Genomic DNA, 25,679 nt, shown 5'->3' with positions numbered 1-25,679 from the left:
GAAAACATGTATGTATTATAGATATCCGGAAGGAGACTTCTTTTTTGAAGTTAATGTAAGAGAAGATTTAGAGTTTGATGAATTTATAGAATTAGATACGTGCTATAGAAATAAAAAAGAAAAATGCAAAGATGGATGTAAGAGTAATAAAAGCTGTAGCTGTGAAAAGATTATGCATTCTAATAAAGAATATCCTATAGATTTTGCGAAATGGATAAAGACAGATGATGAGTATTCGGAAGAAATGACTTGTAAATGAAAAGATAACTGGTACTTTTGATAGTGCCAGTTGTTTTTTGTAATAAAAGAATATAGGAATTAATATTATTAAATATAATAATTTATTTTAGAAGGTATTATTATGAATGAAAAAGTAATGACGTCTCATTATGATGATTTAGTAAAGCTTACTAATTTGCTTAGTTCATATGTAAATTCATATAGACTTCTTGTTGCAGGTGCATCAGAACTTAACACTATATATGGTAGAAAATCTAGGGAAGTACAAAAAGCTATAGATAGGGCTGATGATATTGGTGGAGAAATAGATGAATTAATTAAGGTGATAGACTTATATCAAGATAGTTATCTAAATTATAGTAGGCTTAAAAATGAAATAGTATCAATAAACTATAAAAACGGAAAGATTAAAGAGGAACTTAAAGGTGTAATACAAACAGAGATAGATAAAGAACTTAAGTTTTTTAATCAACCAGTACCTAATCAATCATCACCTATAAGAGATGAGGATGATTAAAAAAGTATCCCAGACTAGACTTAGCCTGGGATACGAAATACATTATAATTTCTTTAATTTTAAATTGCTTACCATTAGGTAAGATCCTAGAATCATTAATATTACTGGTATTATTACATTTACATTTTCAACTTTAATATAAAATACTATAATTGCAAAGAATGCTATAAAGCAACCGGCGATTGTGATTGGTATTCCTCTAAATATACCATCAAATTCAGTAGCATTATATCTTGCTAATCTATATGCACCACAAATTGGGAAGACTAGAAGTATTATGTAACCTAAAATTCCAAATGGACCAAAGTCCTTTAAATTGAATAATGCAAAGATTAGTAGTGAAGGCGCAACTCCAAATGACACAAGGTCAGCTAAGGAATCTAATTCCTTTCCAAGATCACTTGATACTTGTAAATATCTAGCGATTCTTCCATCATATCTGTCTACAAATCCAGCAAATAATATTAATAAAGCAGCTTGAACATACTTACCCTGTCCGTCAAATGTTGATAAAATTGATAATACCCCACATGATAAATTAATAAAGGTAAATATATTAGGAATACAACTTTTTCTCATATAACCACTCCTAAAAATCATAAATAACTTACAGTAAGTAATTATAGCATACAAATTAGGATAATATAAAGGCTTAAATAAGATTTAAGAAAAAATTTAGGTACTATTAAGGAATAAACTATATAGTATTTAGTGTTATATTAAGCAGTAGACAACATATGAAACCAAATGTATAATATAAGTTAGTTCTATCATAAGGAGGAATAATAATGCGAAAGGTACGCTTCATTTATAATCCGTATTCGGGGGAGAATTCAATATTAAGTGAGCTAGATAATGTTATAAAAATTCATCAAAACTATGGATATCAAATAGTTCCATATAGAATAGAACGTGGTAGAGATATAATTGAAGCTTTAGATTATATTGATAAAAGTTATGCATATATACTTATAGCTGGAGGCGATGGTACTGTAGATTCAGTTTTAAACGCTATGATGAAAAAGGGAGTAAAGCTTCCAATAGCAATATTACCAGTCGGAACAGCAAATGACTTTGGCAAATTTATAGAAATGCCTCATAACATAACTGAAGCTTGCAAAAGAATAGTTAAATCAAAACCACAACCAGTAGACATAGGTAAAATAAATGATAAATATTTTATAAATGTTGCAAGTACGGGACTTTTTACAGATATATCACAAAAAACAGATGTACATCTTAAAAATGCTATTGGAAAACTAGCTTATTATATTAAAGGATTAGAGGAACTGCCTAATTTTAGAAAGCTTGATGTTAAGATAAGATCAAAAGAATATAATTATGATGGGCAAATGTATCTATTATTATTATTTAACGGAAAAACAGCAGGGAATTTAAATTTAGCAACAAGAGCAGATATACAAGATGGAATGCTTGATTTAATATTATTTAAAGCAGTTCAAGTAATTGAACTTTTACCACTTTTCTTAAAAGTTTTAAGAGGGGACCATTTAGATTCAGAAAAAGTTGTTTACTTTAAGACAAATGATGTTTTAATCGAATGTGATGAAGATATAGTCACAGATATAGATGGAGAAAAAGGACCAGAGTTTCCACTTAGAGTTCAGTGTATAAGAGGTGGAATAGAAGTTTTAGGGTTAAAGGAATAAAGAAGAGTTTAATTTAATAAGTATAAATAACAGAAATATGGTTTTAGGAGTGAGTTTTTATGAACTTTATATACTATATGAGTTTGTTATTTATACTTTTTTTTATACTATTTTTAATAGATAAGGATAGAAGTAAGGCTCCGAAGAAAATAAGAATTTTTCTTGGAGTATCTCTTGCAGTACTTTTTATTAGGAACATGTCATTGCTATTAATGTGTGTAATAAAAAACGTAGAGATAATTTATTTACTTAAAAATTTAATATATTTAGATTACTTAATAATACCTATAATTATTTTAACTTTATATTATATTAATTTTAGATTTGATAATGTAAATTTTAATATAAATTATATTGTAAGTGCAGTTTTATGTTTAGTATATGTAGTGTTTATATGCAATATAGATGGAAGTATAACACTTAGTGCTTCTTTTGGATATTTTATAATACTAAGTTATGGTAATATAATAAAAGGCGTAGTGCTTGCTATAATTGGAGTACTTCTTTTAGTTGGAGCGTTATTAATAGATAAGCCAAACAGTAATAAGAGAGGAATATTTATAATAATAGGAGTTTTAATATCTATGGTTATTGAACATGTATTAGTTATATTAGGATTATGGGTATTCCCATATTGTATAATAAGTGAAATGTTATTACTTTTAGCAGTAAATAATTCTCTAAATAGTTTTAAGTAAAAGAAAATAATAAAAAACTCTCATAAAATTTGTGGGAGTTTTTATTATTAATTTGTAAGAGTTTTATTAAAATCATTAATTTGCAAGATAAATGTCAGATTACTTATGAAAAAATGTTGCCTTTTGAGAGGAATATAATATAATGGAATTATAAAGATTTTTTATTATATAAAACTAATGGTGGTTTTGTTGTATACAAAGCCTTTTTTATTGTATAGGAAATTACAAATTTTAGAAATAGGGATGGTGTTTATAAATGGAGGGTGGACCTCAGTTAGGTGAGAAACCAAAACTCAATAACATGTCTTAGAGTAAACCTCTATTTAATTATTAATAATTGATTTTTTATAACTGTCAATAATTATTAGGATTCATTTAAGGTTCTCTAAGGCAATTAGGAGGGCATAGTATGAAGCAGTTGACAGTTTTTTTATACACAAATATATTAGGAAATAAGATATATGATGAATTTGATGATAACCTTGGTACATTAAAAGATGTTTATGTGACTACAGAAGAGGGGTATCCAAGAGTTATTGGTTATAAAGTTAGAAGAGATGGCTCTATATATCATTATGAATTTAGAGATATAAATTTTTATGATGATGACGGAAAAGTAGTCATTAAGACAAGAGGAAGCAAAGAAATTCTTCCAAGGACGTATAGTTACCTGTTATCTAGGCATCTTTTAGATAAAAAGATAGTTGATATAAATGGTAAACAAGTTGTTAGAGTTGATGATTTAAGAATTGCAAAAATTGCAGGAGAGTATAGAGTAGTTGCAGTAGAGACTGGTCCTCTTGCAAAATATAGAAGAATGGGAATCGGATGGGCTGTTAAGTTTATTTATAAAATAATAGGTAAAAGCTATGATGATACAGTTTTAATGTGGGATGATGTTGAATCATTAGAAATGAGAAATAATAATTTAAAGCTACAAGTTCCATATCAAAAGTTATCTAAGCTTCACCCAGCAGATCTTGCAGATATTTTAGAAGAGCTTGATAGTAAATCAAGAAAACAAGTATTTGAATCATTAGATGAAGATTTAGCAGCAGATACTTTAGAAGAATTAGATCAAGAATATAAGGGTACTATTATTAAAGAGTTATCAGAAAGTAAGGCGGCAGAACTTTTGGAAAATATGCCAAGCGATGAGATTGCTGACCTTTTAGATGAACTTGATGAAGAAGAAAGAGAAAAGATACTAGTAAATCTTGAAAAAGAAGATGCTGATGAAGTAAAAGAGCTTCTAGAATATGAAGATGAAACAGTTGGTAGTATAATGGCGAAGGACTTTATTTCTCTTAATCTAGATATTACTGTTAAAGAGACAGTTGATATATTAAAAGAAATGGAACCTGATGAAGAAGTTATGTACTATATTTATATAACTGATAATGAGGATAGAATTCAAGGCATGATATCTTTAAGAGACTTAATATTAAGTCCTGGGGAAAATAAATTAAGAGATATAATGGATACTAATTTCAATGTTTTAAAGCATGAAGATGATGTTGATGAAGCAATAGAACTTGCAAATAAATATGATCTTTTATCAGTTCCAGTAGTTGATGAGGATGAGAAGCTAGTTGGTATTGTTATAATTCATGATATTATAGATGAGTATTTATACCCATTATGGAAGAAGAAAAATAGAAAATTAAAAGAAAAATAGGAATAATTTATTTATATATACAAGTGATTGGGAGCAGCTTCTCAATCACTTTTTTATATGTTTGTAATATAATAGAGAATGTGTTTATATGAAAATATAATCTTACAGAATTATTTAAATACTTTATAATAATTAAAAAAAGTGTTGACAATAATAGAAGAAAGCATATAATAATAAATATAAACCATACAATATTACTCTGAATTAAAAACTATGAAAAAGGAAAGTAGTATAGAGGAAGATTACAGAGAGAAAAGATAGCTGAGAACTTTTCATCTAGAATTTATATGAAGTGCCCTTTGGAGTTGAAGTCCCAAAATTATAGTAAGACTATCCGGGTTCACCCGTTACAGTGATAAAGTATATTTTTGTACTTGATTTTAAGAGGGATTAATTTATTAAAATTAATTCAATTAGAGTGGAACCGCGAATATTACTTCGTCTCTATAGTTTTAGAGAAGGAGTTTTTTTTATACCCAAAAAGGTATAACAATTGATAATTAACAAAATATAAAATAGTTAATAGTTTAAAACTCTTGATAGTTTGTAAATTATCAATTGATATTAGTAATAAATTTATTTCAGAGAGAAAATAGAATTCAAATGGTAAAACGGAGGTATTAATATGATTTACAAAAGTAGCTTAGAAATGATTGGGAACACACCAATACTTAAGATGAAAAACTTAGATGGAAATAGTGCAGAGGTATATGTTAAACTTGAAAAGTTTAATGTTGGTGGTAGTGTAAAAGATAGAGCAGCACTTGGAATGATTGAAAAAGCTGAAAGCTTAGGATTATTAAAAGAAGGTTCTGTTATAGTTGAGCCAACAAGTGGTAATACAGGTATTGCACTTGCTATGATTGGAAGACTAAAAGGATATAAAGTAATAATAGTTATGCCAGATACTATGAGTAAAGAAAGAAGAGCTTTAATACAAGCATATGGAGCGGAACTTATATTAACTGAAGGTACTAAGGGAATGAAAGGTGCAATTGAAAAAGCAACAGAACTTTCAAAAGAAGATGGGTATTTTATGCCACAACAATTTGAAAATGTAGCAAACCCAGAAAAGCATTATGAAACTACAGCTGAAGAAATAGCAAAAGATATTCCAGATTTAGATATATTTGTTGCAAGTGTTGGAACAGGTGGAACAGTTACAGGTATATCTAAAAAGTTAAAGGAAAAAATAAAAGGTCTTAAAACAGTTGCAGTAGAACCTTCAAATTCACAAGTGTTAAGTGGAGGAAAACCTGGACCTCATAAAATACAGGGTATTGGAGCAGGATTTGTTCCATCAATATACAAATCAGAATATGTTGATGAAATAAAGGCTGTAACTGATGAAGAAGCTTTTAAAGCTGCAAAAGATTTTGCAACAAATGAAGGAGTATTAGTTGGTATTTCAGCTGGAAGTGCAATATTTGTAGCAATGCAAATTGCAAAGGAAATTGGAGCTGGTAAAAAGGTTCTTGCAATTGCACCAGATGGTGGAGAAAAATATATTTCAATGGGATTATATGAATAAAAGAATAGACTATAAAGACTTTAGAAGCCAATATAAAAAGTAACGTCTTAAATTTAAAGGAGGAAACTCTGTGTTTAAAAGTTTAAAATATGATTTAAATAGAATACTAAAAGAAGATCCAGCAGCTAGAAGCAAAATAGAAGTATTTTTCTTATATCCATGTATTCATGCTCTAATAGTATATAGGTTAGCTCATAAACTATATGCACATAAATGGTTTTTCTTAGCAAGATTAATATCTCAAGTAAATAGATTTTTTACAGGAATAGAGATACATCCAGGAGCAAAGATTGGAAGAGGGCTGTTTATTGACCATGGCATGGGGGTCGTTATTGGAGAAACTGCTGAAGTTGGAAATGATGTTACAATATATCATGGTGTAACTTTAGGTGGAACTGGAAAAGATAAAGGAAAGAGACATCCGACTATTGGAAATAATGTTATAATAGGAGCAGGAGCTAAGGTTTTAGGTCCAATTATAATTGAAGATAATGTAAAGATTGGAGCAAATTCTGTTGTATTAAAAGATGTTTTGATTAATTCAACAGCTGTAGGAATTCCTGCTAAAGTGCTAAAAAAAACAGAAGCAAGAATTATAGAGATAAGAGATATTAAGGGTGATTATATACAAATATATAATGATATGGTTATTTAATTAATTTAATTTGTATGAGAGAAATATTAGAAAGAGTGCGAAGATGGAACTTAGAAAAGAAATTTTAGAATTTTGTAAAAGCTTAAATTTAGATTTAGTTGGCTTTATAAAGTGCAGAGAGTTTGAAGAACTTAGAGATTTTTATAATAATAGAAAAGAACTTTTATTAGAAAATGAATTTGAAGAAAAAGATATAGATAAAAGAATAAAACCAAATATGTATATGAAAGAGGGAAAGACTATAATTTCTATAGCTTTCCCTTATGCTACGAATGAGAGTTTTTTTGATAATGGATTTTCAGTTTATACAAAAGGGATGGATTACCATAGAGTGGTCCACAATTATCTAGAAAAGATATGTAAATTTATTGAAGAACATGGGGGAGAGGCTAAAGCTTTTGTAGATAGTAATTCACTTCCAGAACGATATATTGCAAGTTTAGCTGGTATTGGATTTGTAGGAAAAAATAATATGATTATAACTAAAAAATATGGATCATATGTTTTTTTAGGTGAGATTATAACTGATTTAGAAATATATGAAGATGACAAAACCACATTTAATGAATCAAGAGAATATAAAGAGTGTGGTGAATGTAGTAATTGCTTAAAAGAATGTCCTACAAAATCTATAAATAATTTTAGAAGAAACCCAAATATATGTATTTCATATTTAACTCAAAAGAAAGATTTAAATGATAAAGAAATTAATTTATTAAATGGAAGGATTTTTGGTTGTGATAGTTGTCAGATGAAATGTCCTTACAATGAAAATGTTGAGTATACTAAACTAAATGAATTTAAAGTAAATGAGTTCATGAAAAAGGATGAGGAAGATTTTATAATAAATCTTAACAATTTAGCTTTTAAGGAAACTTATAAAAATACATCATGTGGGTGGAGAGGTAAGAATACCTTAATAAGAAACGCTATAATAAGAAAGAAAAAATATAAGAGACAAGAAATAAAAGATGTAAAAACTGAATCACCATATATAAAAGGCTATATGGATAGACTTTTATAAGTATCTAGAATATAATATATTGTAGACTAATATTTTAGGAAGTGGGTGAAATATCTTATGTTATCACCATTTATGGCGAAAATTATGGAAATATTACCTGAGAGTGTAGTAGTATTTGCTGGCAAAAAGATAACAGATAGATACATAAAGAATCATGCAAATATTCACATTGAAGGGTATGAAAAATTAAGAAATATTCAAGGCCCTATAGTGTTTATATGCAATCATTTAAGTAATTCAGATGGATTAGTTTTAAATAAAATATTAAAGAAAGACTTTGATCCATATTTTGTAGCTGGAGTAAAACTATCAGATGATCCTGTAACAAATATAGGAATGAAGATGGTTAAAAATATACCAATAAGACCAAATACTGCAGATAAAGAAGCTATGACTAGAATGGTTAAGGCAGTAAGAGGTGGGGAAAGCCTTCTAATATTCCCAGAAGGAACAAGAAGTAGAACTGGTGCTATGATAGAAGGGAAGAAGGGGGTATTGCTTCTTGCTAAGATTAAGAATGCAACAGTTATTCCAATAGGAATGAGTGGAACAGATAAATTACTTCCAATATGTCCAGAAGGAGATATGGGAGGAGAGAAGTGGCAAGATGCTGATGTAACTATAAAGTTCGGTGATCCAGTAATTCTTCCAAAGAAAGAAAAAGATGAAACTAAGCATGAACATGATGATAGATGTATGGAAACTCTAATGAAATCTATAGCAAATCTATTACCTGAGAGTTATAGAGGAGTATATAAATAGAATAGTAACATAATAATATACTTAGTTAAAATTTATTTAATATATTATTATTTAAAATTAGAATTTAAATTTAAACTCGCTCTTTAAGGAGCGAGTTTCTTTACAATATAACTTAAAGGAGTTAGTTTAAGTTACATAAAGTAAAAAAAGATAGACTAGAGGTGTAAAAATGAAAAAGAGAACTAAAGAGATACTAGAAATACTTAAAGAAACATACCCAGATGCTCATTGTGAGTTAAATCATGAGTCAGCATTTCAACTTTTAGTTGCAACTATTTTATCAGCACAAACAACTGATAAAAAGGTTAATGAAGTTACAGAAACATTATTCAGAGATTATCCAGATTTAGATACATTTTTAACTTTAACTAATGAGGAATTAGAGAAGAGAATAAAGCAAATAGGATTATATAGAAATAAAGCAAAGAATATAGTACTTATGTGTAGGCAACTTAAAGAAAACTTTAATGGAGAAGTTCCAAATACTATGGAAGGAATAACTTCTCTTGCAGGAGCTGGAAGAAAGACAGCAAATGTAGTACTATCTAATGCCTTTGGAGTGCCATCAATTGCAGTTGATACGCATGTTTTTAGAGTTTCAAATAGATTAGGCCTTGCAAAATCAGATAATGTCTTAGAAGTTGAAAAGCAACTTCAAAAGGAATTACCTAAAAAAGAATGGTCCCTTGCTCATCATCTTTTAATATTTCATGGAAGAAGATGCTGTACATCTCAAAGACCTAAATGTTTTGAATGTCCATTAAATCATATATGTAAATGGGAAGACAAGAAGAAGTATATGTAATATATAAATAATCTAATAATAAAAATTTATCATTCTATTAAACAATTCCATTTGTCAAGAACAATTAAAAAGACTAAGATACATTAAGAAGATGACTTCTGTAGTTAACAGGAGTCATCTTTTTTAATTCAATTGTAGCCTATAATTATTATGATAGTATATACAATTACATATTTATTTAACTAATTTTTCAAAAGTTACACATTCATTACTATTGATTTCATCTTTTAAGTTTGTATTAGGAGAATTAAGGAAGAGGGAAGATTAAATATATTAAGCATGTCTAAAGAAGCTTTAGAATTATTAGAGGAGTAAGAATTAAGTTACTATTAATTTAGTATCTTTTTAGGAAAATGATATTTACACATAATTAAAGTCAAACGAAACTATGAGTGAACTATGTTCCAAGGTATTATTTGATTAATAGGGATCAGAAGAACTAATAGAAATTAATTCATTTATTATAACAAATTTAAATTAACAAAGTGTTAATTTAATGGTTATTTAAATATTAAAGTAATATATTTTATGGTAAATATAAAAAAATATGGAATAAAAACACAATATATTGTAAAATAAAGGAGTAAAAGTAAAAAAAAGATCAAGAAAGGGGACGTGTTTTAATGAAAAAAACAATGATTATCGTTGGATTAATAACAGTATTAGGGGGTTCAACTATTGCGCATGCGGCTACAAGTAATTTTCCAGTGCAGTATTATTCAAGTAATGGAGGAAAGCATGTAGGCTCAGCAACTATAAGTCTTGAAGCAAGTGGTACAAGAGAATATGCTTATATATCTTCAGGAGTTTTTAATAATGTTTCAGTAAATTATCATAAAGCGCAAATGTATGATAGTGTTGGAGGTAAAAGTAATAGTAAAGTAGCAACTGGGAATAAAAAATGGGTTAATTTAGGAATTGAAAAAGCACATAAGCATAGAATATCATTTTCTTCTACTGGTTCATCAAATTATGGTGGATTTGGAAAAGATGGATGGCATTATGCATAATTAAAATATTAAGTTTTTAAAGTATAAAAAGGCTATTTAGCCTTTTTATACTTTATAAAATAGAGGGGGTTGCAATGAAAAAGTTAATTATCGGTATTTTTTTAATCTGTAGTATTTTATTGTTAGGAGGATGTTTTAGGAACAACTCTATTACAGCTGTTATTGCTTTAGATCAAGTTTGGGATGGCGGATTTTCATATGGAATTATAAAGGACGGAGATAGTGGGACAGACTTATATAAATTAAAAAAGATTGATTTTGAAAATGGGGTTTTAAATTTAGGAATTAGATATGATGGCGATAAAGAAAGGGAGTTTTCTATAACGCCTTTATTAAATAGCAAAAGAATAAAAGTAGATTTTAATGGTAAAGGGTTAGAGGATCAATATACGACTAAAATAAAAAAAGGAGATAATAAAATTAAAATAAAAACAGATAGCTTAGCTAATGGAATTGTTAGTTTTATATTTAAATCAGGTGATACATGCTTTGGTATATATGGGTATAATAATCATTCTAAGATTGGTGATGTTATGAAAGATATAAATTATGATGAATTAAAAGAAGCGAAAGAAGGAGCTAATGAAGAAATAATAGGGAAAAAAGGTGAAGAGGTAAATTATTCATTTAAGGTGGAACTCCCAAAAGAAAGATTTGAAGGGGATAATTATGGATATAAGGTTTTCTTAGATGACACTTTAATTAATATTGATGATAAAAATTATAAGGTATTTAAAGATAATAAAGATATTTTTGAGGATGAATTTAGATTTAAGTTACCTGAAAAAGAAGGAACATATGATTTATATATTTTTAGAGAAGTAAATCCTATTGATGAAATACAGCCTACCGGCAGTATTGTATTTAAAACAAAGGTAATAGTGGAATAATGTTAATATGTATACTAGAAAAAATAAAAAAAAATTTCAGTATGTATATTGGAATAATTATTTTATTTATGATAGGAACATTTAGTGTATGTTTTATTGCAGGAATACAAGAAAATAGTCTTAAGATTTCTGAAAGATTATCAATGGGTAACTATAAAAATAGAGTTAATGTCGTAATAAATAATGTAACTGAAATAGAAAAGATTGAAAAAATAATTAAAGAGTTTGCAAAGAAAACTAGTGTTAGGATGAACGGAAGTGATTCAGTAGTTTTAGTTAGTTATAAAAATGGACTTGATTATGATTATTTTATTACAAAGGGAAGTTTTTTAAATCCGAGTAAGGCTGAAGAAAAAATAGTATTAGGATATAAAAATGCTATTGAATTATTTGGAACAAGTAATGTTTTAGGAAAATCAGTAGAAGTACTTGGAAAAGAATATAAGGTTTGTGGTATTTTGGGAAACGAAATTTCAAAGGAATTGGATGTATATAATAATTATATTTCAATTTTCACAGTGGATAATTTCTATGATTTTTGTGATGATAATGGTAAGGTAAGTTTTTCTGTATATGATAAAAATGAAAAACCTATAGCTTTAGTAAGTGAATTAGAGAAAGAATTAAAAAAAGCAGATCCTAAGATATATTTCGAATCTAGTGATTGGGATGAAAATAAGTCAGAGCTAACTATAACAAAGGAACAGATTATTTTATTTAATGGAATAATATTCACAATAATATTATTTACTTCATTTCAGATAGGGATATTTAATTATAATTTAAAGAAAAAAGATTATAAATCACTTTTAGTAATTGGTTATGGAAAAAGAGATATTGGTTTTTTAATTTTTTTAGAAAACTTAATTATAGTTATGATAGGTACAATTATAGGAATGATGTTATTTTTATTGTTAGAGGGGAAAATACATTTTCTTTTAAATCAATACGAGTATTTTAATAGCTTTGATTTAAATATTAGAGGAATAGGATATACTCTAGTTATAAATGTATTAGCTTCTATAATATTATCTTCTACCATGATGATTAAAATAAATAAAGGTCAAATAAAGGATATTTAGCGTATGGGTATAGTTTTTATAAAGAATAGAATAAAAAAGGATAAGGTAATAATAGTTTTTCTTACAATAATAATTCTAGCAGGTGTTTTTTTACTTAACTCTGTTAATATATTGTATAGATATCCAAGCTATATAAAAAGTATTTGTGATATAAATAATACTTATTCTATAAATTTGAATTATTATGATAATCAAAAGGGGATAGAAGAAAGTGTTGCAGCAAAGGCAATGATGACAAATGATGAAAATAAGCTAGATAAATTAATAGAACTTAAGGAAATGATATTTAAATTAGATTCAGAAAAATATAGATTTTTAGAAATGCCTGTATTAGATGAGGTTACTAAAAATGGACAGGTTATAGATATAGCTTATATAAATAACAAAACAGCAGTTCCAAATAATAATCTAAAAAATGAAGGGGATACCTTAGTTTCAAATAAATTAAGTGGAATATATAAGGTAAATAACAATTATAAGTTAAATTATGATAATAAAATAAATGTTAAAGGGGTTTTATCAGAGAATGATATTTTATTAAAAGATATCTTTGATGAAAAGAAATATACAGATAATTTTTTACTAATAAGGAAAGAAACTGTGTCTAAAGAAGTTCTAAGAAAAAATACTTTTGACATATTAAAAGGTATGATGGTAGTAGTTAATGAAAAGAATATAGAGGATTTTAAAAAAGAAATATTAAAGATTGATAATAATATTTCAAGTATTCAATTAAGACCTGTGCGTAATATTATCTATGAAAATTACACAAGTAAAAATACATTCAATATATTAATGATATCTTCTTATACAATTATAATAGGAAGTCTAATTATTATATCAATGATAATAGTAAATTATATAAATATGAAAAAAAGAAAAACGGAGTTTATGATATTGTTAACTATAGGATATTCATACAAAACAATAATTCTAAACACTATATTAGAAGAGGGAATATTAGTATTTTTATCGTTAGTTATTTCAGTAGTGGCTCAAAAGATTTCATATTTAATTACTAAAATTGAATGGCTTGATGTTTCTGTTAAAGTATGGGGAGGAATAATAGCTTTACTTATAATATTCTATATTATATTATGTATTGCCATGTATATTTGGTTTTATAGGAATAGAAAAAATATAGTGGTAAGAGGTGAATAAGTTGGAATGTGTAAAATTAGATGGAATAACTAAAAAATATAGTACTGGTAAAAATGAAGTTATAGTTTTAGATAACTTTAGTTATTTGTTTGAAAAAGGAAAATTCTATATGATAAGAGGAGCTTCTGGATCAGGTAAAACAACAATTTTAAATATCTTAAATGGATTAGATGAAGAATATACAGGAACCTACTATATAAATAATAAAGATGTAACATCTGAAAATGCAAACGGAAAGGCTAAAATAAGAGCTTTAGATATTGGATATATTCATCAAGAGTACTTATTATTAGAGGATTTATCTGTATTAGAAAATGTAAAGATAAGATTAAAATGCAAAAATAAATATCTTAGAGAAAAAATTAAAACAAAAGATATAAAAGAAAAGAGTATAAAGATATTAGAAAGATTAGGTCTTAAGGATCATATGAATAAATCGCCAAAAGAACTCTCAGGAGGTCAAAGACAAAGGGTGGCAATAGCTAGATGTTTAGTTTCAGATGTGGATATTATACTAGCTGATGAGCCTACAGGAGCATTAGACGGTAAGATAACAATTGAGATAATGGATTTATTAAAAGAACTAAACAATGAAGGTAAAACTATAATTATGGTAACGCACGATATTTCTATTGAAAATTATGCAGATGAGATTCTAGAGCTTAGATAATATTAGTTGGATAGTATAATAACATAATAATGTTAAAATATGATATGGATAGGGGAATAGGAGCTGAAAGAGATTAGAGTATTTTCAGAGTAAGATCAATATTCACTGATGGAGAGTGTAAATAAATTTTTGCGAAAGAATGATAATTCAAACAAGTATAAAATAATTGATATTCAATATGAAACTAGTAAAAGAATAGTATTGATATTTCTGCTTCTGTAAATAACTTCTTACTCATTTTAATTTCTCCTAATATTATTTATTTAATTATACATAAAAGTACCCTACGGAATAGACTTTTTTATATTGACTATTCTATAGGGTACATTTTATATATAGCTGATAGATTTTTATTATTTAATCTTAACTAGAACTTTTTTGAAGATTATTACCCATCTTATTGTTGTACATAAACATTCCGATAGAGGCTATTATTACGATAGCATAACCAATAAAGCTAAACGCTGTTGGTAATTGATCGAAAATTGTAAAACCAATTAGCGCAGTAAATACTATTTGCGTATATGAGTATATTGATATTTCTCTAGCTGGTGCATGTTTATATGCAGCTGTAAGCGCAAATTGTGCAATTGATGCTGCAACACCTGCCATTAATAAGTAGAATAACTGAATCATAGTAAATGGCTTAAAATCTACTAATACAAATGGTAAAGTTGAAACTATTGAGAAGAATGAGAAGAAGAATACTATAGTAGGTCCTTTTTCACGTCCTCCTAAAAATCTAACAAATGTATAAGCACCACCCGCAAATATTGCAGATGAAAGACCAATTAAGGCAGGGATTATTTCTAAACTAAATGTCGGTCTTATTATAAATAAACTTCCTGCAAATGCTATAAGCAATATTATAATTTGATTCTTTGTAATTTTTTCTCTTAAGAATAGACTAGAGAATATAATTGTAAAGAATGGTGAAAGCTGATTTAGCATATTAGCATCAGCTAGGATTAGATGTTCAATTGCATAAAAATTAGCTATAACTCCTATAGTACCAAGTAAGGCTCTACCTATTAAATACTTTCTATTTTCCTTTTTACCAAATAAAGAATCGCCACTTTTTTTGACTAAATAAAATGCGACTATACAACTTACTACATTTCTAAATAAGCTCTTTTCTATTGATGGTAAGTCACCTGAAAGTTTAACAAAAGTACTCATTACTGCAAAGGCAATAGCTGAAACTATCATTAATATAATTGCTTTATTTTTTTCTTTCATGTCTTAAAATGTCTCCTTATATATTTTTATATGATTACATTATAACATTATCTATGTAAATGCAAAGTAAGAATAAAAGTTATACATTTTAAATTAAGAGAACCACTAGAAGTAAAAAAATGATTATTAGTGGTTCTTCATTTTGATAGAGTCTTTATTATAATAGTAATATAGGTTAAAATAATATAGTTATTAAAATAATGTATTTATAAATAGAGAACTTTAAGTATGATAGTATATTTTGGAGGTACAGTATGAAAATTGGAGTAATAATGGGGGGTATCTCATCGGAAAGAGAGATATCTTTAAAAAGTGGGGAATCAATTTTAGAGAATATAGATACTAAAAAGTATGATGTAGTTAAAATTGTAATAGATAAAAAAGATGATATAGTAAATAAGGTAAGAGATGAAAAAATAGATTTTGCATTACTAGCACTTCATGGACAATTTGGAGAAGATGGAACTGTTCAATCAGTATTACAATCTTTAGAGATACCATATTCAGGTTGTGGGCCATTAAGTAGTGCAGCATGTATGGATAAGGATATGTCAAAGAATCTTTTAAAAGCATCCGGAATAAGAACAGCACCATGGATAAACTTAAGAGATGTTTCAGAGCTTAACTTTGACGATATTGAAAAATTAGGATATCCAGTGGTTATTAAACCGACTCATGGTGGATCAAGCGTTGCAACATTTATTATTAAAGATAGATCTGAGGTTCTAAATGCAGTAGAAGAAGGATTTAAATGGGATAACGAAGTAATGATTGAGAAGTTTATTAAAGGAGAAGAGATAACTTGCCCAATCTTAGGGAATGAAATGTATCCTATAGTAGCTATTAAGCCAAATGCAGAATTCTTTGATTATGCAGCAAAATATAACGATGGTGGATCAGATGAATTTGTAATTGAACTTGAAAGAGATCTTCATAAAGAAGTAGAAGAAATGGCACTTGCAACATATAGAGCCTTGAAGTGTTCTGTATATGCTAGAGTTGATATGATAGTTACAGAGGATAAAGTACCATATATATTAGAAGTAAATACTCTTCCAGGAATGACTAAAAATAGTTTATTCCCAAAGAGCGCTGCTGGAAAGAATATGACATACAGTGAGTTATTAGATAAAATAATAGAAGAATCATTAAAAGAAAAGAGATAATTATATTAAATAAGCTATGCCTAAAAGGTTTAGCTTATTTTTGTTTTTAATAAGTAGTATTGCATGTACCATATTACATAAGTATACTAAAAGAGAATTTAAGATATGATTTGTAAAATATGTATCTTAAGAATATATTAAGAATTTGTGAGATAATTATTTAAGAAGTAAAATTTATAATTTACTTATGATAAAGATAGTATCCACAAATATAAGGAAGGGGTATTAAATTGAGTAAAGAAAAGATTTTAATTGTAGATGATGAAAAGGAAATAAGAGATTTAGTTGAAATATATTTAAAAGGTGAAGGATATGAAACTTTAAAAGCTGCAGATGGAGAAGAAGCTTTATATTTATTAAGAGGAAATGAAGTTGATTTAGTTATATTGGATGTAATGATGCCAAAATTAAATGGGATAGAAACTTGCCTAAAGATAAGAGAGGAAAGCGAATTACCAATAATAATGCTTTCAGCAAAATCAGAGGATATAGATAAGATATTAGGACTTAATATGGGAGCTGATGATTATTTAAGTAAGCCATTTAATACATTAGAACTTATAGCGAGAGTAAAATCACAGCTTAGAAGATACAAAAAGTTTAATAGTTATCAAAGCAAAGAAGAAAGTGATCTAACAATAGTAATAGATGATTTAGTAATTAAATTAGATACACATGAAGTATTTCTAGGGGATAAGAGTATTAGATTCACTCCAACTGAATTTGATATATTAGTTTTACTTGCAAAGAATACAGGAAAAGTATTCTCAATGGTAAATATATATGAGAGTGTATGGAATCAAGAATATATGGAATCAGATAATACTGTTATGGTTCACATTAGAAAAATAAGAGAAAAGATAGAGGAGAATCCAAGAAGTCCAAGGTTTATAAAAACTGTTTGGGGGGTAGGATATAAAATTGAAAAATAAAAAAAATAAATCGGAAACACCTAAAGAAAAGTTTAGAGTCAGAATAGTCAATAAAATATCTACTCTCAGAATAACAAAAAAGGCTAAAGAATTAGTAGCATATATAGATAAGAAAATTAAAAAGAGTATTAGATTTGAACTTATGATTCTATTTGGAGTATGTTTTTTAGTAGCATTATTATCTTATGGAATCTTAAATGATATGTTTAGAGATGTTAAGACTAATGCGGAGATACGATATAACTATAGTAATATTGAATCAAATGCTGAAAATATAATGAATGAAATTGAATATAAAAAAGAAAATGAAGATAGTAATGGAAAACAGTATAATAAATTAAAGATTACAGATAGTAAGTTTTTCAAAGATATTTTAAATAATACTTCAAGAAATTCTGATAAAGTGTATATAACAGATATAGATGGAAAAGTAATATATAGAAATTCCAGTGCATCTGAAGAAAAACTTGATATATTTAATATATTAAAAAATGTATCAAGAAGTTATAAAAATGAACATGATGCAAGTGAGTATACAGTGCTATATCCGATTGATATTGAAAATGGAAAGTACTATTTAATTTATAGTGGAATACCTAATGCGAATATAGAGTATGTTCAGTATGAAGTTAATAATTCGTATCTTGCATTAATTCTTTCAATAATTATATTTGTTGTATTGTTTTTAATTGCAAGTAATAAAAAGACAAAATACTTAGATGAGATTGCAAGGGGAATTAAATATATTGCAGATGGAGATTTAAGTTATGAGATACCTGAAAGTGGAAATGATGAAATAGCTAATATTGCAATGAACGTAAATAATATGGCAAAAGATATAGATACAAGAATAAAAGCACAACAAAATTCAGAGCAAACGAAGGCGGATTTAATTACTAATGTCTCACATGATTTAAGAACACCTTTAACATCTATAATGGGATATATTGGTCTTGTTAAAGATAAAAAATATGGAGATGAAGAAACAAGAGATGAATATTTAAATATTGCCTATAATAAATCAGAAAAACTTAAAATTTTAATAGAAGATTTATTTGAATACACAAAGCTTAATAATAATGGAATGAAACTTGATAAAGCCGAGGTGAATCTTGTAGACTTTGTATCACAAGTATCGGAAGAGATGAAGCCTTATTTTGAAAGTTCGAATATAGAGCAGGTTAAAACATTAACTGATCAAAGGATTATTGTAAGCATTGATCCAGGAAAGATGGTTAGAGTAGTTGAGAACTTATTAACTAATGCAGTCAAGTATTCATATAAGCCTGGCGCAGTTATCATTGGAGTATATTCAAAGGATGGATATGCAACAATAGCTGTAAAAAATAGAGGTGAAAATATTCCGCAAGCAAAACTTGATAAGCTATTTGATAGATTCTATAGATTAGATGAATCAAGAAGTACAGACTTAGGTGGTTCGGGTCTTGGCCTTGCTATATCTAAGAATATAGTAGAAATGCATGGTGGTAAAATTTGGGGGGAATGCTATGGAAATGATATAAGTTTTTATATAAGATTAAAAATATAAAAAATATATTGCTTAAAAATAAAGAAAAGAATTACAAATGCTTAATATTATACTAACTATAAAACTTAAAATATGTTTATTACTATAATACTAAGAATCTATTATTTATAGCTTCTTAGTATTATTTATCTTTTTTGCTATTTAAGGAACATTATATCTTGAAAAATAATACTTTAATAAAGAATAAGTATTTTCTTTGGAGGAGTTATGCAAGATAGGAATGCTAGAAGCACTTTTGGTGTAGATTTAAATGAATATAGCATGGGAGTTAATTTTAGAACATTAGCAACTACAGTTGATTTTTTGTACTTAAGATCATCAGGTTCTGGTTCAGGAAGATTTAGAGAGGATAAAAGATTTCTAGAATTTGCAAGAGAAAGCAGAAGTTATGGTATACCAGTTGGGGCATATCACTATGCACTACCATCATATAATATTTTAACAGCTGATTCTCAATGTGACGATTTTATTGCCATACTTCAAAGGGGTTTTGGAAATAAAAATTATGGCGATTTATTCCCAGTACTAGATGTGGAAGCACCAATAGAACCTAAAATGGATACAGATGCTCTTTTAAATTGGGTAGACAGATTTAGAGATAGATTTGAAAAAAAGACTAGAAGAAGGCTTATGTTATATACTGGTTTATTCTTTATAGAGCTTTATGATAATTTTAGAAAGAGTAATGGAACTTATCCTTTAAGCAACATGCCATTATGGATAGCAATGTATAGAAATGTTCCAAGCAATCCACCGGTTCCGCCAAATATAGGAGGTTGGAAGAGATGGAGAATATGGCAGTATAGCGAAAATGAAACTGTAAATGGTGTTGGTAACCCAGTAGATGCAAACTGGGGCCCTGATAATTTAGATCTTCTAATGCAGCCAAGGCAAGTAAGAGGATTAACGGTTACACATGATAATAAATATATTTATGTAAGATGGAATAAGAATAGTGATATAGATTTATTAGGATACAATATATTCGTAGATAATTATTGGGTAGGAACAGTTGATAAAGATGATACTAGTTTTAGAATTCCTTTAAGTACAATTTATAAGCCATTCAATAGAGTATTAAATATATCTATAGAAGCTTTTGATTACGATGGAGAAACATCACAAGTTAGAAGTCACTATAAACTTAAAGTATAGATAATTCAAAGAAGTTTTTAAAGTTAAAATACCAATTTGTTATAAATTATAATAAAAATATAGAGCCTTTTAAGAAAACTTAAAAGACTCTATATTAATGTATTTATATAATATTATATAAATATATTATATTTTTAGTAATTATAATATATAATTATTTTATAACCAATTTATATATAAATTTAGAAATTATTACAAAAGGGAGGACGAAGGGTGAGGAGTCGAATGGAGAGGCGTGAGACGGGCCACAAGAAAGATGGGAGTGACCCAAATAAAAGAAAGCATATATTAATAGCAACTGTTGCAGTGGTTGCTATGATTGGTATAGGTACAGGTGCATATATTGCATCAATAAATAGTACAATAAATGAATGGAATAATAAAATTTATCCAAAAGTTATAGTTCAAGGTATAGATATTGGTGGAAAGAGCAAAGAAGAAGCTACTGAGGTACTTCAAAAGGAGTTTGCTAATAAAATAAATAATAAAGAAATTATTATAGATGTTAAGGATAAGGATAAAAAGTATGAAGCTAAATATTCAGAAATAGATTCTAAATATGATATTGAGAAAACTGTGAGTGAAGCATTTGATTATGGAAAGGATTTAAGTATTTTTAAAAAGAATTCATTAATAAAAAATAAAGGTGGTACAAGCCATGATATTCAACTTAGTTTCAGTTATAGTGATAAGAAATTAGTTGAATTAGAAGATAAAGTAATAAAGAAACTTAGCATAGCACCACAAAATGCTAAAATTAATATAAGTAATTCAGGAAATATTTCAATAGCACCAGGGAAAGTAGGGTATGGAATAAATAAAGAAGACCTTAACAAAGAGCTTAAAGCTAAAATAAATGGTAATGTTGATGAAGCAACAAAAGTAGAAGTAATAGATAAAGAAAATAAGCCTAAGGTAACAGAAGCTGAATTATCTAAGATAAATGGTGTTATGGGCGAATTTACTACTTCATTCCAATCATCAGATGCAAATAGAGCAACAAATATTGATGTATCAACTGAGTTTGTAGATGGAACACTTTTAATGCCAGGTGATGTATTTAGTTATAGTGATATTAGTCAAACTGATAAAAGTAGATACAAAGAAGGAAACGTTTATATAAATAACAAAGTAGAAAAAGATATTGGTGGTGGAATATGCCAAGTATCATCAACGCTTTATAGAGCTGTAATGAGAGCAAATGTCAGATCAACAGAAAGACATAATCACTCATTAACAGTTGGATATTCAAAACCAAGTCTTGATGCAACTGTAGCATGGGGATATTTAGATTATAAATTTAAAAATCCATATGATTTCCCAATTTATATTCAAGGGATTACTCATAATAAAAATGTTACATTTAAAGTTTATGGAGACGTTAAAGGTTTAGGTGGAAAGACTTATGACATGACAAATGAAGTTATAAAGACTATAAGTCCAACAGAAGAAATTATAAAAGATCCAAGCTTGCCAAAGGGTACGAGGATTGTAGAATCATCTGGACAAACTGGATATGTTTCTAAGGGATATCAAGTTACTTATGAAAATGGTAAAGTTATAAATAAAGAATTAGTTTCAACAGATAATTATGCTATGGTGCCTAAGAAAGTTAGAGTTGGAACAAAATAAGGTTAAAAAAGTTAAATATAGTTTAATTAATTAAAAATATGTGGAAAAATTTGAATATTTCTCTTAGAATAATATATAAGAGAAATTATATAACAAAGCAAGTTATAATATTATAACTTGCTTTTTGTAGTATATAGTAGATGATGGAGATGAAAATATGAGTTATAAAATGGTATGTATAGATATGGATGGAACTTTGCTTGGAAAGAGAAAGTCTATTTCAGAAGAAAGCAAAAAAGTAATAAAAGAAGTTGCAAACAAAGGCGTTCAAGTGGTAATAACAACTGGAAGACTTTATAATAATGCGGCATACTATTCAGAACTTGTAGGGGCATCAGCAGCTGTTATAGCAGGTAATGGGGCGGTTGTTAGGGAAAAGAGAAGTAGTGACATTATTTTTAAAAGTAAAATTAATGAAAATACGTGTAAGAAGTTACTTAAAATAGCAGATAAATGTGGAGTGGTTTTACATTTACATACAATAGATAAAATTATAACTAATAGCTATATTAGTAATTTAATAACTAGGATAGTGATTCCTGGAATAAAGAACAAAGACTTTTCAATAGGTGTGGAAACTATAAAGGGAGAAGAAAAGTGGAGTGAAGAATTAAATAAATATAAAGGTGAAATCACAAAATGTATAATGTTTTCTATTTTTCCAGAAAGAACAGAGATGTTTAGAAAGGAACTTGATAATATAGATGATATTGTATATTACAGCTCTGGGAATAGAAGTATAGAGATAAATGCACATGGGGTATCAAAAGGAAATGGAGTAAAGATTTTAGCAGATCATTATGGAATTAAACGTGAAGAAATAATATGTATAGGTGATAATGAGAATGATATATCAATGATTGAGTATGCAGGTCTTGGAATAGCCATGGGAAATGCAATTGATAAGCTTAAGGAGAAGGCAAATTATATAACAGATACAAATGTAAATGATGGTGTGAGAAAAGCTCTTGAAAAATTTATATTAAATACAAGATAGACGTATAAATACTTTAAATTTAAGAAAATACTACTTTAGAGGTGATTTTATGTTTAAACCAGCTAAAGTTATTTTTGATGAAAAATCATTAGAATATCCATTAGGAAAAAGATTGTTTTCTTATTTTAATGAGGAAGATACAGAAGTTATAGTAAATAAAGGTGGAAGGTTTATTGGTAAGAAGGCAGAAAGTCCTATACAAAGCTTTATTTCAGGTAAAAGTTCTTTGGTTGTAGGAGTTAGAAAAATAACAGAGTTTCAAAGTTGTAAGCCATCAGCTAATTATCAATTACCTCTCATCAGTGGGTGTAGTGGTATGTGTGAATACTGTTATTTAAACACCCAATTAGGTAAAAGACCCTATACAAAAATTTATGTAAATGTGGATGAAATATTAGAGAAGGCACTAAATTATATTAACGAAAGAAAACCTAAAACTACAACTTTTGAAGGTGCAGCTACATCAGATCCAATTCCTACAGAAGAATATACAGGAGCAATGAAAACTGCAATAGAATTTTTTGGATCAAATGAATATAGTTATTTTAGATTTGTAACAAAATTTTCAAATGTTGATTCGTTGATAGGTGCAAAGCATAATGGTAGAACAACTATAAGATTTAGTCTGAATACGGATAGGATAATAAGAGAATTTGAAAGAGGAACAGATCCATTTATAAAAAGAATTGAAGCTGCTAAAAAGTTATATAATGATGGATATAAAATAGGATTTATTATAGCTCCAGTATTCATATATGAAAATTGGATGGAGGAGTATGAAAATCTTATCAAAAAAATAGGTGAAGAGTTTAGAGATATAGACAAAAAGATTGAAATAGAAGTAATTTCTCATAGATATACAGAACGAGCTAAGAATCAAATCTTAAGTGTATATCCTGAATCAAAACTTCCGATGGATAAAGAAAATAGAACGCTTAAGTACGGTCAATTTGGATATACAAAGTATGTTTATGATAAAGAGGAATTAGAAAGGATGAAAATATTTTTTAAGGATAAAGCAAGTAAATATATTAAAAATTGTATAATAAAGTATATTATTTGATGATAAGTTTATTTGTTTTAAAATGTAAAAATAACAAATTAAGTATATAGAAATTCTTTGACTAAAAAGAAGTGATGTAGTATTATTTTTATTATAGTCTAAAATAGGATAGGGCTATAAAAGCGTAAGATGAATGTGAATTCATCTTCTTTTTTCTCGTATTCGATAATGGAAGGTGATTTTTTTGAATTTAAATATAGTTATGTATCAACCAGAGATACCACAAAATACAGGTAATATAGCAAGAACTTGTGTATTAACAGGAGCTAAGCTTCACTTAATAAAACCACTAGGTTTTGATATAAGCTCAAAGCAAGTAAAAAGAGCAGGTCTTGATTACTGGGATGAGTTAGAATTAGAAGTTCATGAAAGCTATGAAGATTTCATGAAAAAGTATGGAGATAATAAAATATATTTAGCAACAACCCATGGTGGAGAACATTATGATGAAATTGAATTTAAAGAAGGTGATTTCATTATGTTTGGAAGAGAGACATGCGGAGTTCCAGAAGATGTACACAATGCTCATGAAGGAATAAGAGTTCCAATGATTAAGACTAGCACGAGAAGTTTAAATCTTTCAAATACAGTTGCAATAATTGCTTATGAAGCATTAAGACAGTTTGGATTTCCTAATATGAAATAAAGCAAAGGGGAATGAGGAATGGAAAAAATTAAGATTATAACAGATAGCACCGTTGATTTACCGAAGGAGCTTTTAAGAGAATTAGATGTGGAAGTATTGCCAGTTCTTATAAATTTTGGTGAAGAAAGTTACTTAGATGGAATAGAAATAACTTTAGAGGAAGTATTCAAAAGAATAGATGAAGGTGATGTTTTCCCAACAACAGCTCAAATTACTCCAAATAGATTTGTAGAAGTGTATGAAAAATATATAAATCAAGGTTATAAAGTTTTAGCAGTTCTAATGTCATCAGGAATGAGTGGAACATATCAATCAGCATGTCTTGCAAAACAAATGCTAGAGACAGAAGATGTACAAGTTGTTGATTCTCAGACAATAACATCAGGACTTGGTCTACTTGTAATAAAAGCAGTTAAACTTAGAGATCAAGGCCTAAAAATTGAAGAGATAGCTAAAGAGTTAGAGGAAATTAAGCCTTATTTAAGTAGTTCTTTAAGTTTTGATTCATTAGATAACTTAGTTAAAGGTGGAAGACTTCCAAAGGCAGTAAGTGTTGTAACAGGAATGCTTGGAATTAAGTTAGTACTTGAAGTTAAAGATGGGGTTATTGCCTTAAAAGGTAAGGTAAGAGGTAGCAAAAAGGCTGTTAAAAGAATTATAAATGATATGGAAGAATTAGTTCCAAGAAGAGATTTACCAGTAGTTATAGCAAACGTAAATCATGATGAGGTATGTAGTGGATTGAAAGAATATCTAGAAGAACACGATATTGATTATATAGAAGGACCAGTTGGTTGTTCTGTAGGAATACATTCAGGTGATAAAGCTCTTGGTGTATTCTTTATAGGTGAGAAGAAATTATAATATTATATAAGAGATTACAATATATAAAAGAAGTATCAAAATC

General features: G+C 27.7%; 26 protein-coding genes, 1 pseudogene and 1 other annotated feature. Of the genes and pseudogenes, 24 read left to right on the top strand and 3 right to left on the bottom strand.

Annotated elements, in window-relative coordinates:
- The first annotated feature begins 10 nt into the window (after nucleotides 1–10).
- Both K5V21_RS14465 and K5V21_RS14460 read left to right on the top strand, forming a co-directional pair.
- Nucleotides 11–259 (top strand): hypothetical protein, encoded by a 249-nt coding sequence (locus tag K5V21_RS14465; RefSeq protein WP_221861879.1) that lies wholly within the window; start codon nucleotides 11–13, stop codon nucleotides 257–259.
- A gap of 102 nt (nucleotides 260–361) precedes the next feature.
- A complete protein-coding gene (locus K5V21_RS14460) occupies nucleotides 362–757 on the top strand; it encodes a hypothetical protein (RefSeq protein WP_221861878.1) in 396 nt (131 codons plus the stop codon).
- 42 nt (nucleotides 758–799) lie between these two features.
- Here the strand turns inward: K5V21_RS14460 and pssA are convergent, their stop codons facing one another.
- Nucleotides 800–1,336: a CDP-diacylglycerol--serine O-phosphatidyltransferase gene (pssA, locus tag K5V21_RS14455; protein WP_221861877.1), complete on the bottom strand. Its 537-nt coding sequence runs from the start codon at nucleotides 1,334–1,336 to the stop codon at nucleotides 800–802.
- Between the two features lie 209 nt (nucleotides 1,337–1,545).
- Here pssA and K5V21_RS14450 point away from each other — a divergent pair, with 209 nt between their 5' ends.
- The 8 genes from K5V21_RS14450 (at nucleotide 1,546) to nth (ending at nucleotide 9,580) form a co-directional block, all read left to right on the top strand.
- Nucleotides 1,546–2,427: a YegS/Rv2252/BmrU family lipid kinase gene (locus K5V21_RS14450; protein WP_221861876.1), complete on the top strand. Its 882-nt coding sequence runs from the start codon at nucleotides 1,546–1,548 to the stop codon at nucleotides 2,425–2,427.
- Between the two features lie 59 nt (nucleotides 2,428–2,486).
- Nucleotides 2,487–3,125, top strand: a complete 639-nt coding sequence (locus tag K5V21_RS14445; protein WP_221861875.1) for a hypothetical protein — start codon at nucleotides 2,487–2,489, stop codon at nucleotides 3,123–3,125.
- A 409-nt stretch (nucleotides 3,126–3,534) separates the two neighbouring features.
- Complete coding sequence (locus K5V21_RS14440; protein WP_204594852.1) at nucleotides 3,535–4,803, top strand: magnesium transporter; 1,269 nt, start codon at nucleotides 3,535–3,537, stop codon at nucleotides 4,801–4,803.
- A 204-nt stretch (nucleotides 4,804–5,007) separates the two neighbouring features.
- Nucleotides 5,008–5,252: a binding site (T-box leader), on the top strand.
- Between the two features lie 176 nt (nucleotides 5,253–5,428).
- Nucleotides 5,429–6,334: a cysteine synthase A gene (gene cysK / locus K5V21_RS14435; protein WP_204594853.1), complete on the top strand. Its 906-nt coding sequence runs from the start codon at nucleotides 5,429–5,431 to the stop codon at nucleotides 6,332–6,334.
- A gap of 70 nt (nucleotides 6,335–6,404) precedes the next feature.
- Nucleotides 6,405–6,989, top strand: a complete 585-nt coding sequence (epsC, locus tag K5V21_RS14430; protein ID WP_221861874.1) for a serine O-acetyltransferase EpsC — start codon at nucleotides 6,405–6,407, stop codon at nucleotides 6,987–6,989.
- 43 nt (nucleotides 6,990–7,032) lie between these two features.
- Entirely contained in the window at nucleotides 7,033–8,013 is a 981-nt protein-coding gene (gene queG, locus K5V21_RS14425) for a tRNA epoxyqueuosine(34) reductase QueG (RefSeq protein WP_221861873.1), read from the top strand.
- 57 nt (nucleotides 8,014–8,070) lie between these two features.
- The gene (locus K5V21_RS14420) at nucleotides 8,071–8,775 is read left to right on the top strand and encodes a lysophospholipid acyltransferase family protein (RefSeq protein ID WP_204594856.1); all 705 of its coding nucleotides are present in this window, start codon (nucleotides 8,071–8,073) and stop codon (nucleotides 8,773–8,775) included.
- Nucleotides 8,776–8,944: 169 nt separating this feature from the next.
- Complete coding sequence (nth, locus tag K5V21_RS14415; RefSeq protein WP_221861872.1) at nucleotides 8,945–9,580, top strand: endonuclease III; 636 nt, start codon at nucleotides 8,945–8,947, stop codon at nucleotides 9,578–9,580.
- A 73-nt stretch (nucleotides 9,581–9,653) separates the two neighbouring features.
- On the opposite strand, the pseudogene K5V21_RS19400 reads toward nth, so the two are convergent.
- Nucleotides 9,654–9,814 (bottom strand): annotated as a pseudogene (locus K5V21_RS19400) (IS3 family transposase); the annotation flags it as partial.
- 389 nt (nucleotides 9,815–10,203) lie between these two features.
- Here K5V21_RS19400 and K5V21_RS14410 point away from each other — a divergent pair.
- From K5V21_RS14410 to K5V21_RS14390, 5 genes are all read left to right on the top strand, one after another.
- Complete coding sequence (locus K5V21_RS14410) at nucleotides 10,204–10,590, top strand: hypothetical protein (RefSeq protein ID WP_221861871.1); 387 nt, start codon at nucleotides 10,204–10,206, stop codon at nucleotides 10,588–10,590.
- Between the two features lie 74 nt (nucleotides 10,591–10,664).
- A complete protein-coding gene (locus K5V21_RS14405) occupies nucleotides 10,665–11,480 on the top strand; it encodes a hypothetical protein (RefSeq protein WP_221861870.1) in 816 nt (271 codons plus the stop codon).
- 68 nt (nucleotides 11,481–11,548) lie between these two features.
- Nucleotides 11,549–12,562 carry an ABC transporter permease gene (locus K5V21_RS14400; protein ID WP_221861869.1) on the top strand — a complete coding sequence of 338 codons (1,014 nt, stop codon included), beginning with the start codon at nucleotides 11,549–11,551 and terminating at the stop codon, nucleotides 12,560–12,562.
- Between the two features lie 3 nt (nucleotides 12,563–12,565).
- Nucleotides 12,566–13,723, top strand: coding sequence for a hypothetical protein (locus tag K5V21_RS14395; protein ID WP_221861868.1), 1,158 nt, complete (start codon nucleotides 12,566–12,568; stop codon nucleotides 13,721–13,723).
- A 1-nt stretch (nucleotide 13,724) separates the two neighbouring features.
- Nucleotides 13,725–14,393 carry an ABC transporter ATP-binding protein gene (locus tag K5V21_RS14390; RefSeq protein ID WP_221861867.1) on the top strand — a complete coding sequence of 223 codons (669 nt, stop codon included), beginning with the start codon at nucleotides 13,725–13,727 and terminating at the stop codon, nucleotides 14,391–14,393.
- A gap of 363 nt (nucleotides 14,394–14,756) precedes the next feature.
- Here the strand turns inward: K5V21_RS14390 and K5V21_RS14385 are convergent, their stop codons facing one another.
- The gene (locus K5V21_RS14385; protein WP_221861866.1) at nucleotides 14,757–15,632 is read right to left on the bottom strand and encodes a DMT family transporter; all 876 of its coding nucleotides are present in this window, start codon (nucleotides 15,630–15,632) and stop codon (nucleotides 14,757–14,759) included.
- A 254-nt stretch (nucleotides 15,633–15,886) separates the two neighbouring features.
- Between K5V21_RS14385 and K5V21_RS14380 the strand changes: the two genes are divergently transcribed.
- The 9 genes from K5V21_RS14380 to K5V21_RS14340 all read left to right on the top strand — a co-directional run bounded on the left by K5V21_RS14380 (nucleotide 15,887) and on the right by K5V21_RS14340 (nucleotide 25,636).
- Nucleotides 15,887–16,798: a D-alanine--D-alanine ligase gene (locus K5V21_RS14380; protein WP_221861865.1), complete on the top strand. Its 912-nt coding sequence runs from the start codon at nucleotides 15,887–15,889 to the stop codon at nucleotides 16,796–16,798.
- Between the two features lie 230 nt (nucleotides 16,799–17,028).
- Entirely contained in the window at nucleotides 17,029–17,730 is a 702-nt protein-coding gene (locus K5V21_RS14375; RefSeq protein ID WP_221861864.1) for a response regulator transcription factor, read from the top strand.
- Nucleotides 17,720–19,279, top strand: a complete 1,560-nt coding sequence (locus K5V21_RS14370) for a sensor histidine kinase (protein ID WP_221861863.1) — start codon at nucleotides 17,720–17,722, stop codon at nucleotides 19,277–19,279. The genes K5V21_RS14375 and K5V21_RS14370 overlap by 11 nt, the downstream gene beginning before the upstream one ends.
- A 207-nt stretch (nucleotides 19,280–19,486) precedes the next feature.
- Nucleotides 19,487–20,434, top strand: a complete 948-nt coding sequence (locus K5V21_RS14365; protein ID WP_221861862.1) for a glycoside hydrolase family 25 protein — start codon at nucleotides 19,487–19,489, stop codon at nucleotides 20,432–20,434.
- Between the two features lie 213 nt (nucleotides 20,435–20,647).
- Nucleotides 20,648–22,066: a VanW family protein gene (locus tag K5V21_RS14360; RefSeq protein WP_221861861.1), complete on the top strand. Its 1,419-nt coding sequence runs from the start codon at nucleotides 20,648–20,650 to the stop codon at nucleotides 22,064–22,066.
- 157 nt (nucleotides 22,067–22,223) lie between these two features.
- On the top strand, nucleotides 22,224–23,063 hold the full coding sequence (locus tag K5V21_RS14355; protein WP_221861860.1) for a Cof-type HAD-IIB family hydrolase: 840 nt from the start codon (nucleotides 22,224–22,226) through the stop codon (nucleotides 23,061–23,063).
- Between the two features lie 49 nt (nucleotides 23,064–23,112).
- Nucleotides 23,113–24,126: a spore photoproduct lyase gene (gene splB, locus K5V21_RS14350; RefSeq protein ID WP_221861859.1), complete on the top strand. Its 1,014-nt coding sequence runs from the start codon at nucleotides 23,113–23,115 to the stop codon at nucleotides 24,124–24,126.
- A 184-nt stretch (nucleotides 24,127–24,310) separates the two neighbouring features.
- Entirely contained in the window at nucleotides 24,311–24,772 is a 462-nt protein-coding gene (locus K5V21_RS14345) for a tRNA (cytidine(34)-2'-O)-methyltransferase (RefSeq protein ID WP_204594866.1), read from the top strand.
- A gap of 18 nt (nucleotides 24,773–24,790) precedes the next feature.
- Entirely contained in the window at nucleotides 24,791–25,636 is an 846-nt protein-coding gene (locus K5V21_RS14340; RefSeq protein WP_221861858.1) for a DegV family protein, read from the top strand.
- Nucleotides 25,637–25,679: the final 43 nt, after the last annotated feature.

This window comes from Clostridium sardiniense, assembly GCF_019753795.1.
In the GTDB taxonomy this organism is placed as follows: Bacteria; Bacillota; Clostridia; order Clostridiales; family Clostridiaceae; genus Clostridium; species Clostridium sardiniense.
Note: the sequence above shows the minus strand (reverse complement) of the source record. Positions and strands in the feature narration are given on the sequence as shown.

Excerpts from the sequence above, each read along its gene's own strand:
- K5V21_RS14465 (WP_221861879.1), top strand. The coding sequence starts at position 11 with ATGTATTATAGATATCCGGAAGGAGACTTCTTTTTTGAAGTTAATGTA.
- K5V21_RS14460 (WP_221861878.1), top strand. The coding sequence starts at position 362 with ATGAATGAAAAAGTAATGACGTCTCATTATGATGATTTAGTAAAGCTT.
- pssA (WP_221861877.1), bottom strand. The coding sequence starts at position 1,336 with ATGAGAAAAAGTTGTATTCCTAATATATTTACCTTTATTAATTTATCA.
- K5V21_RS14450 (WP_221861876.1), top strand. The coding sequence starts at position 1,546 with ATGCGAAAGGTACGCTTCATTTATAATCCGTATTCGGGGGAGAATTCA.
- K5V21_RS14445 (WP_221861875.1), top strand. The coding sequence starts at position 2,487 with ATGAACTTTATATACTATATGAGTTTGTTATTTATACTTTTTTTTATA.
- K5V21_RS14440 (WP_204594852.1), top strand. The coding sequence starts at position 3,535 with ATGAAGCAGTTGACAGTTTTTTTATACACAAATATATTAGGAAATAAG.
- cysK (WP_204594853.1), top strand. The coding sequence starts at position 5,429 with ATGATTTACAAAAGTAGCTTAGAAATGATTGGGAACACACCAATACTT.
- queG (WP_221861873.1), top strand. The coding sequence starts at position 7,033 with ATGGAACTTAGAAAAGAAATTTTAGAATTTTGTAAAAGCTTAAATTTA.
- K5V21_RS14420 (WP_204594856.1), top strand. The coding sequence starts at position 8,071 with ATGTTATCACCATTTATGGCGAAAATTATGGAAATATTACCTGAGAGT.
- nth (WP_221861872.1), top strand. The coding sequence starts at position 8,945 with ATGAAAAAGAGAACTAAAGAGATACTAGAAATACTTAAAGAAACATAC.
- K5V21_RS14410 (WP_221861871.1), top strand. The coding sequence starts at position 10,204 with ATGAAAAAAACAATGATTATCGTTGGATTAATAACAGTATTAGGGGGT.
- K5V21_RS14405 (WP_221861870.1), top strand. The coding sequence starts at position 10,665 with ATGAAAAAGTTAATTATCGGTATTTTTTTAATCTGTAGTATTTTATTG.
- K5V21_RS14400 (WP_221861869.1), top strand. The coding sequence starts at position 11,549 with ATGATAGGAACATTTAGTGTATGTTTTATTGCAGGAATACAAGAAAAT.
- K5V21_RS14395 (WP_221861868.1), top strand. The coding sequence starts at position 12,566 with ATGGGTATAGTTTTTATAAAGAATAGAATAAAAAAGGATAAGGTAATA.
- K5V21_RS14385 (WP_221861866.1), bottom strand. The coding sequence starts at position 15,632 with ATGAAAGAAAAAAATAAAGCAATTATATTAATGATAGTTTCAGCTATT.
- K5V21_RS14380 (WP_221861865.1), top strand. The coding sequence starts at position 15,887 with ATGAAAATTGGAGTAATAATGGGGGGTATCTCATCGGAAAGAGAGATA.
- K5V21_RS14365 (WP_221861862.1), top strand. The coding sequence starts at position 19,487 with ATGCAAGATAGGAATGCTAGAAGCACTTTTGGTGTAGATTTAAATGAA.
- K5V21_RS14355 (WP_221861860.1), top strand. The coding sequence starts at position 22,224 with ATGAGTTATAAAATGGTATGTATAGATATGGATGGAACTTTGCTTGGA.
- splB (WP_221861859.1), top strand. The coding sequence starts at position 23,113 with ATGTTTAAACCAGCTAAAGTTATTTTTGATGAAAAATCATTAGAATAT.
- K5V21_RS14340 (WP_221861858.1), top strand. The coding sequence starts at position 24,791 with ATGGAAAAAATTAAGATTATAACAGATAGCACCGTTGATTTACCGAAG.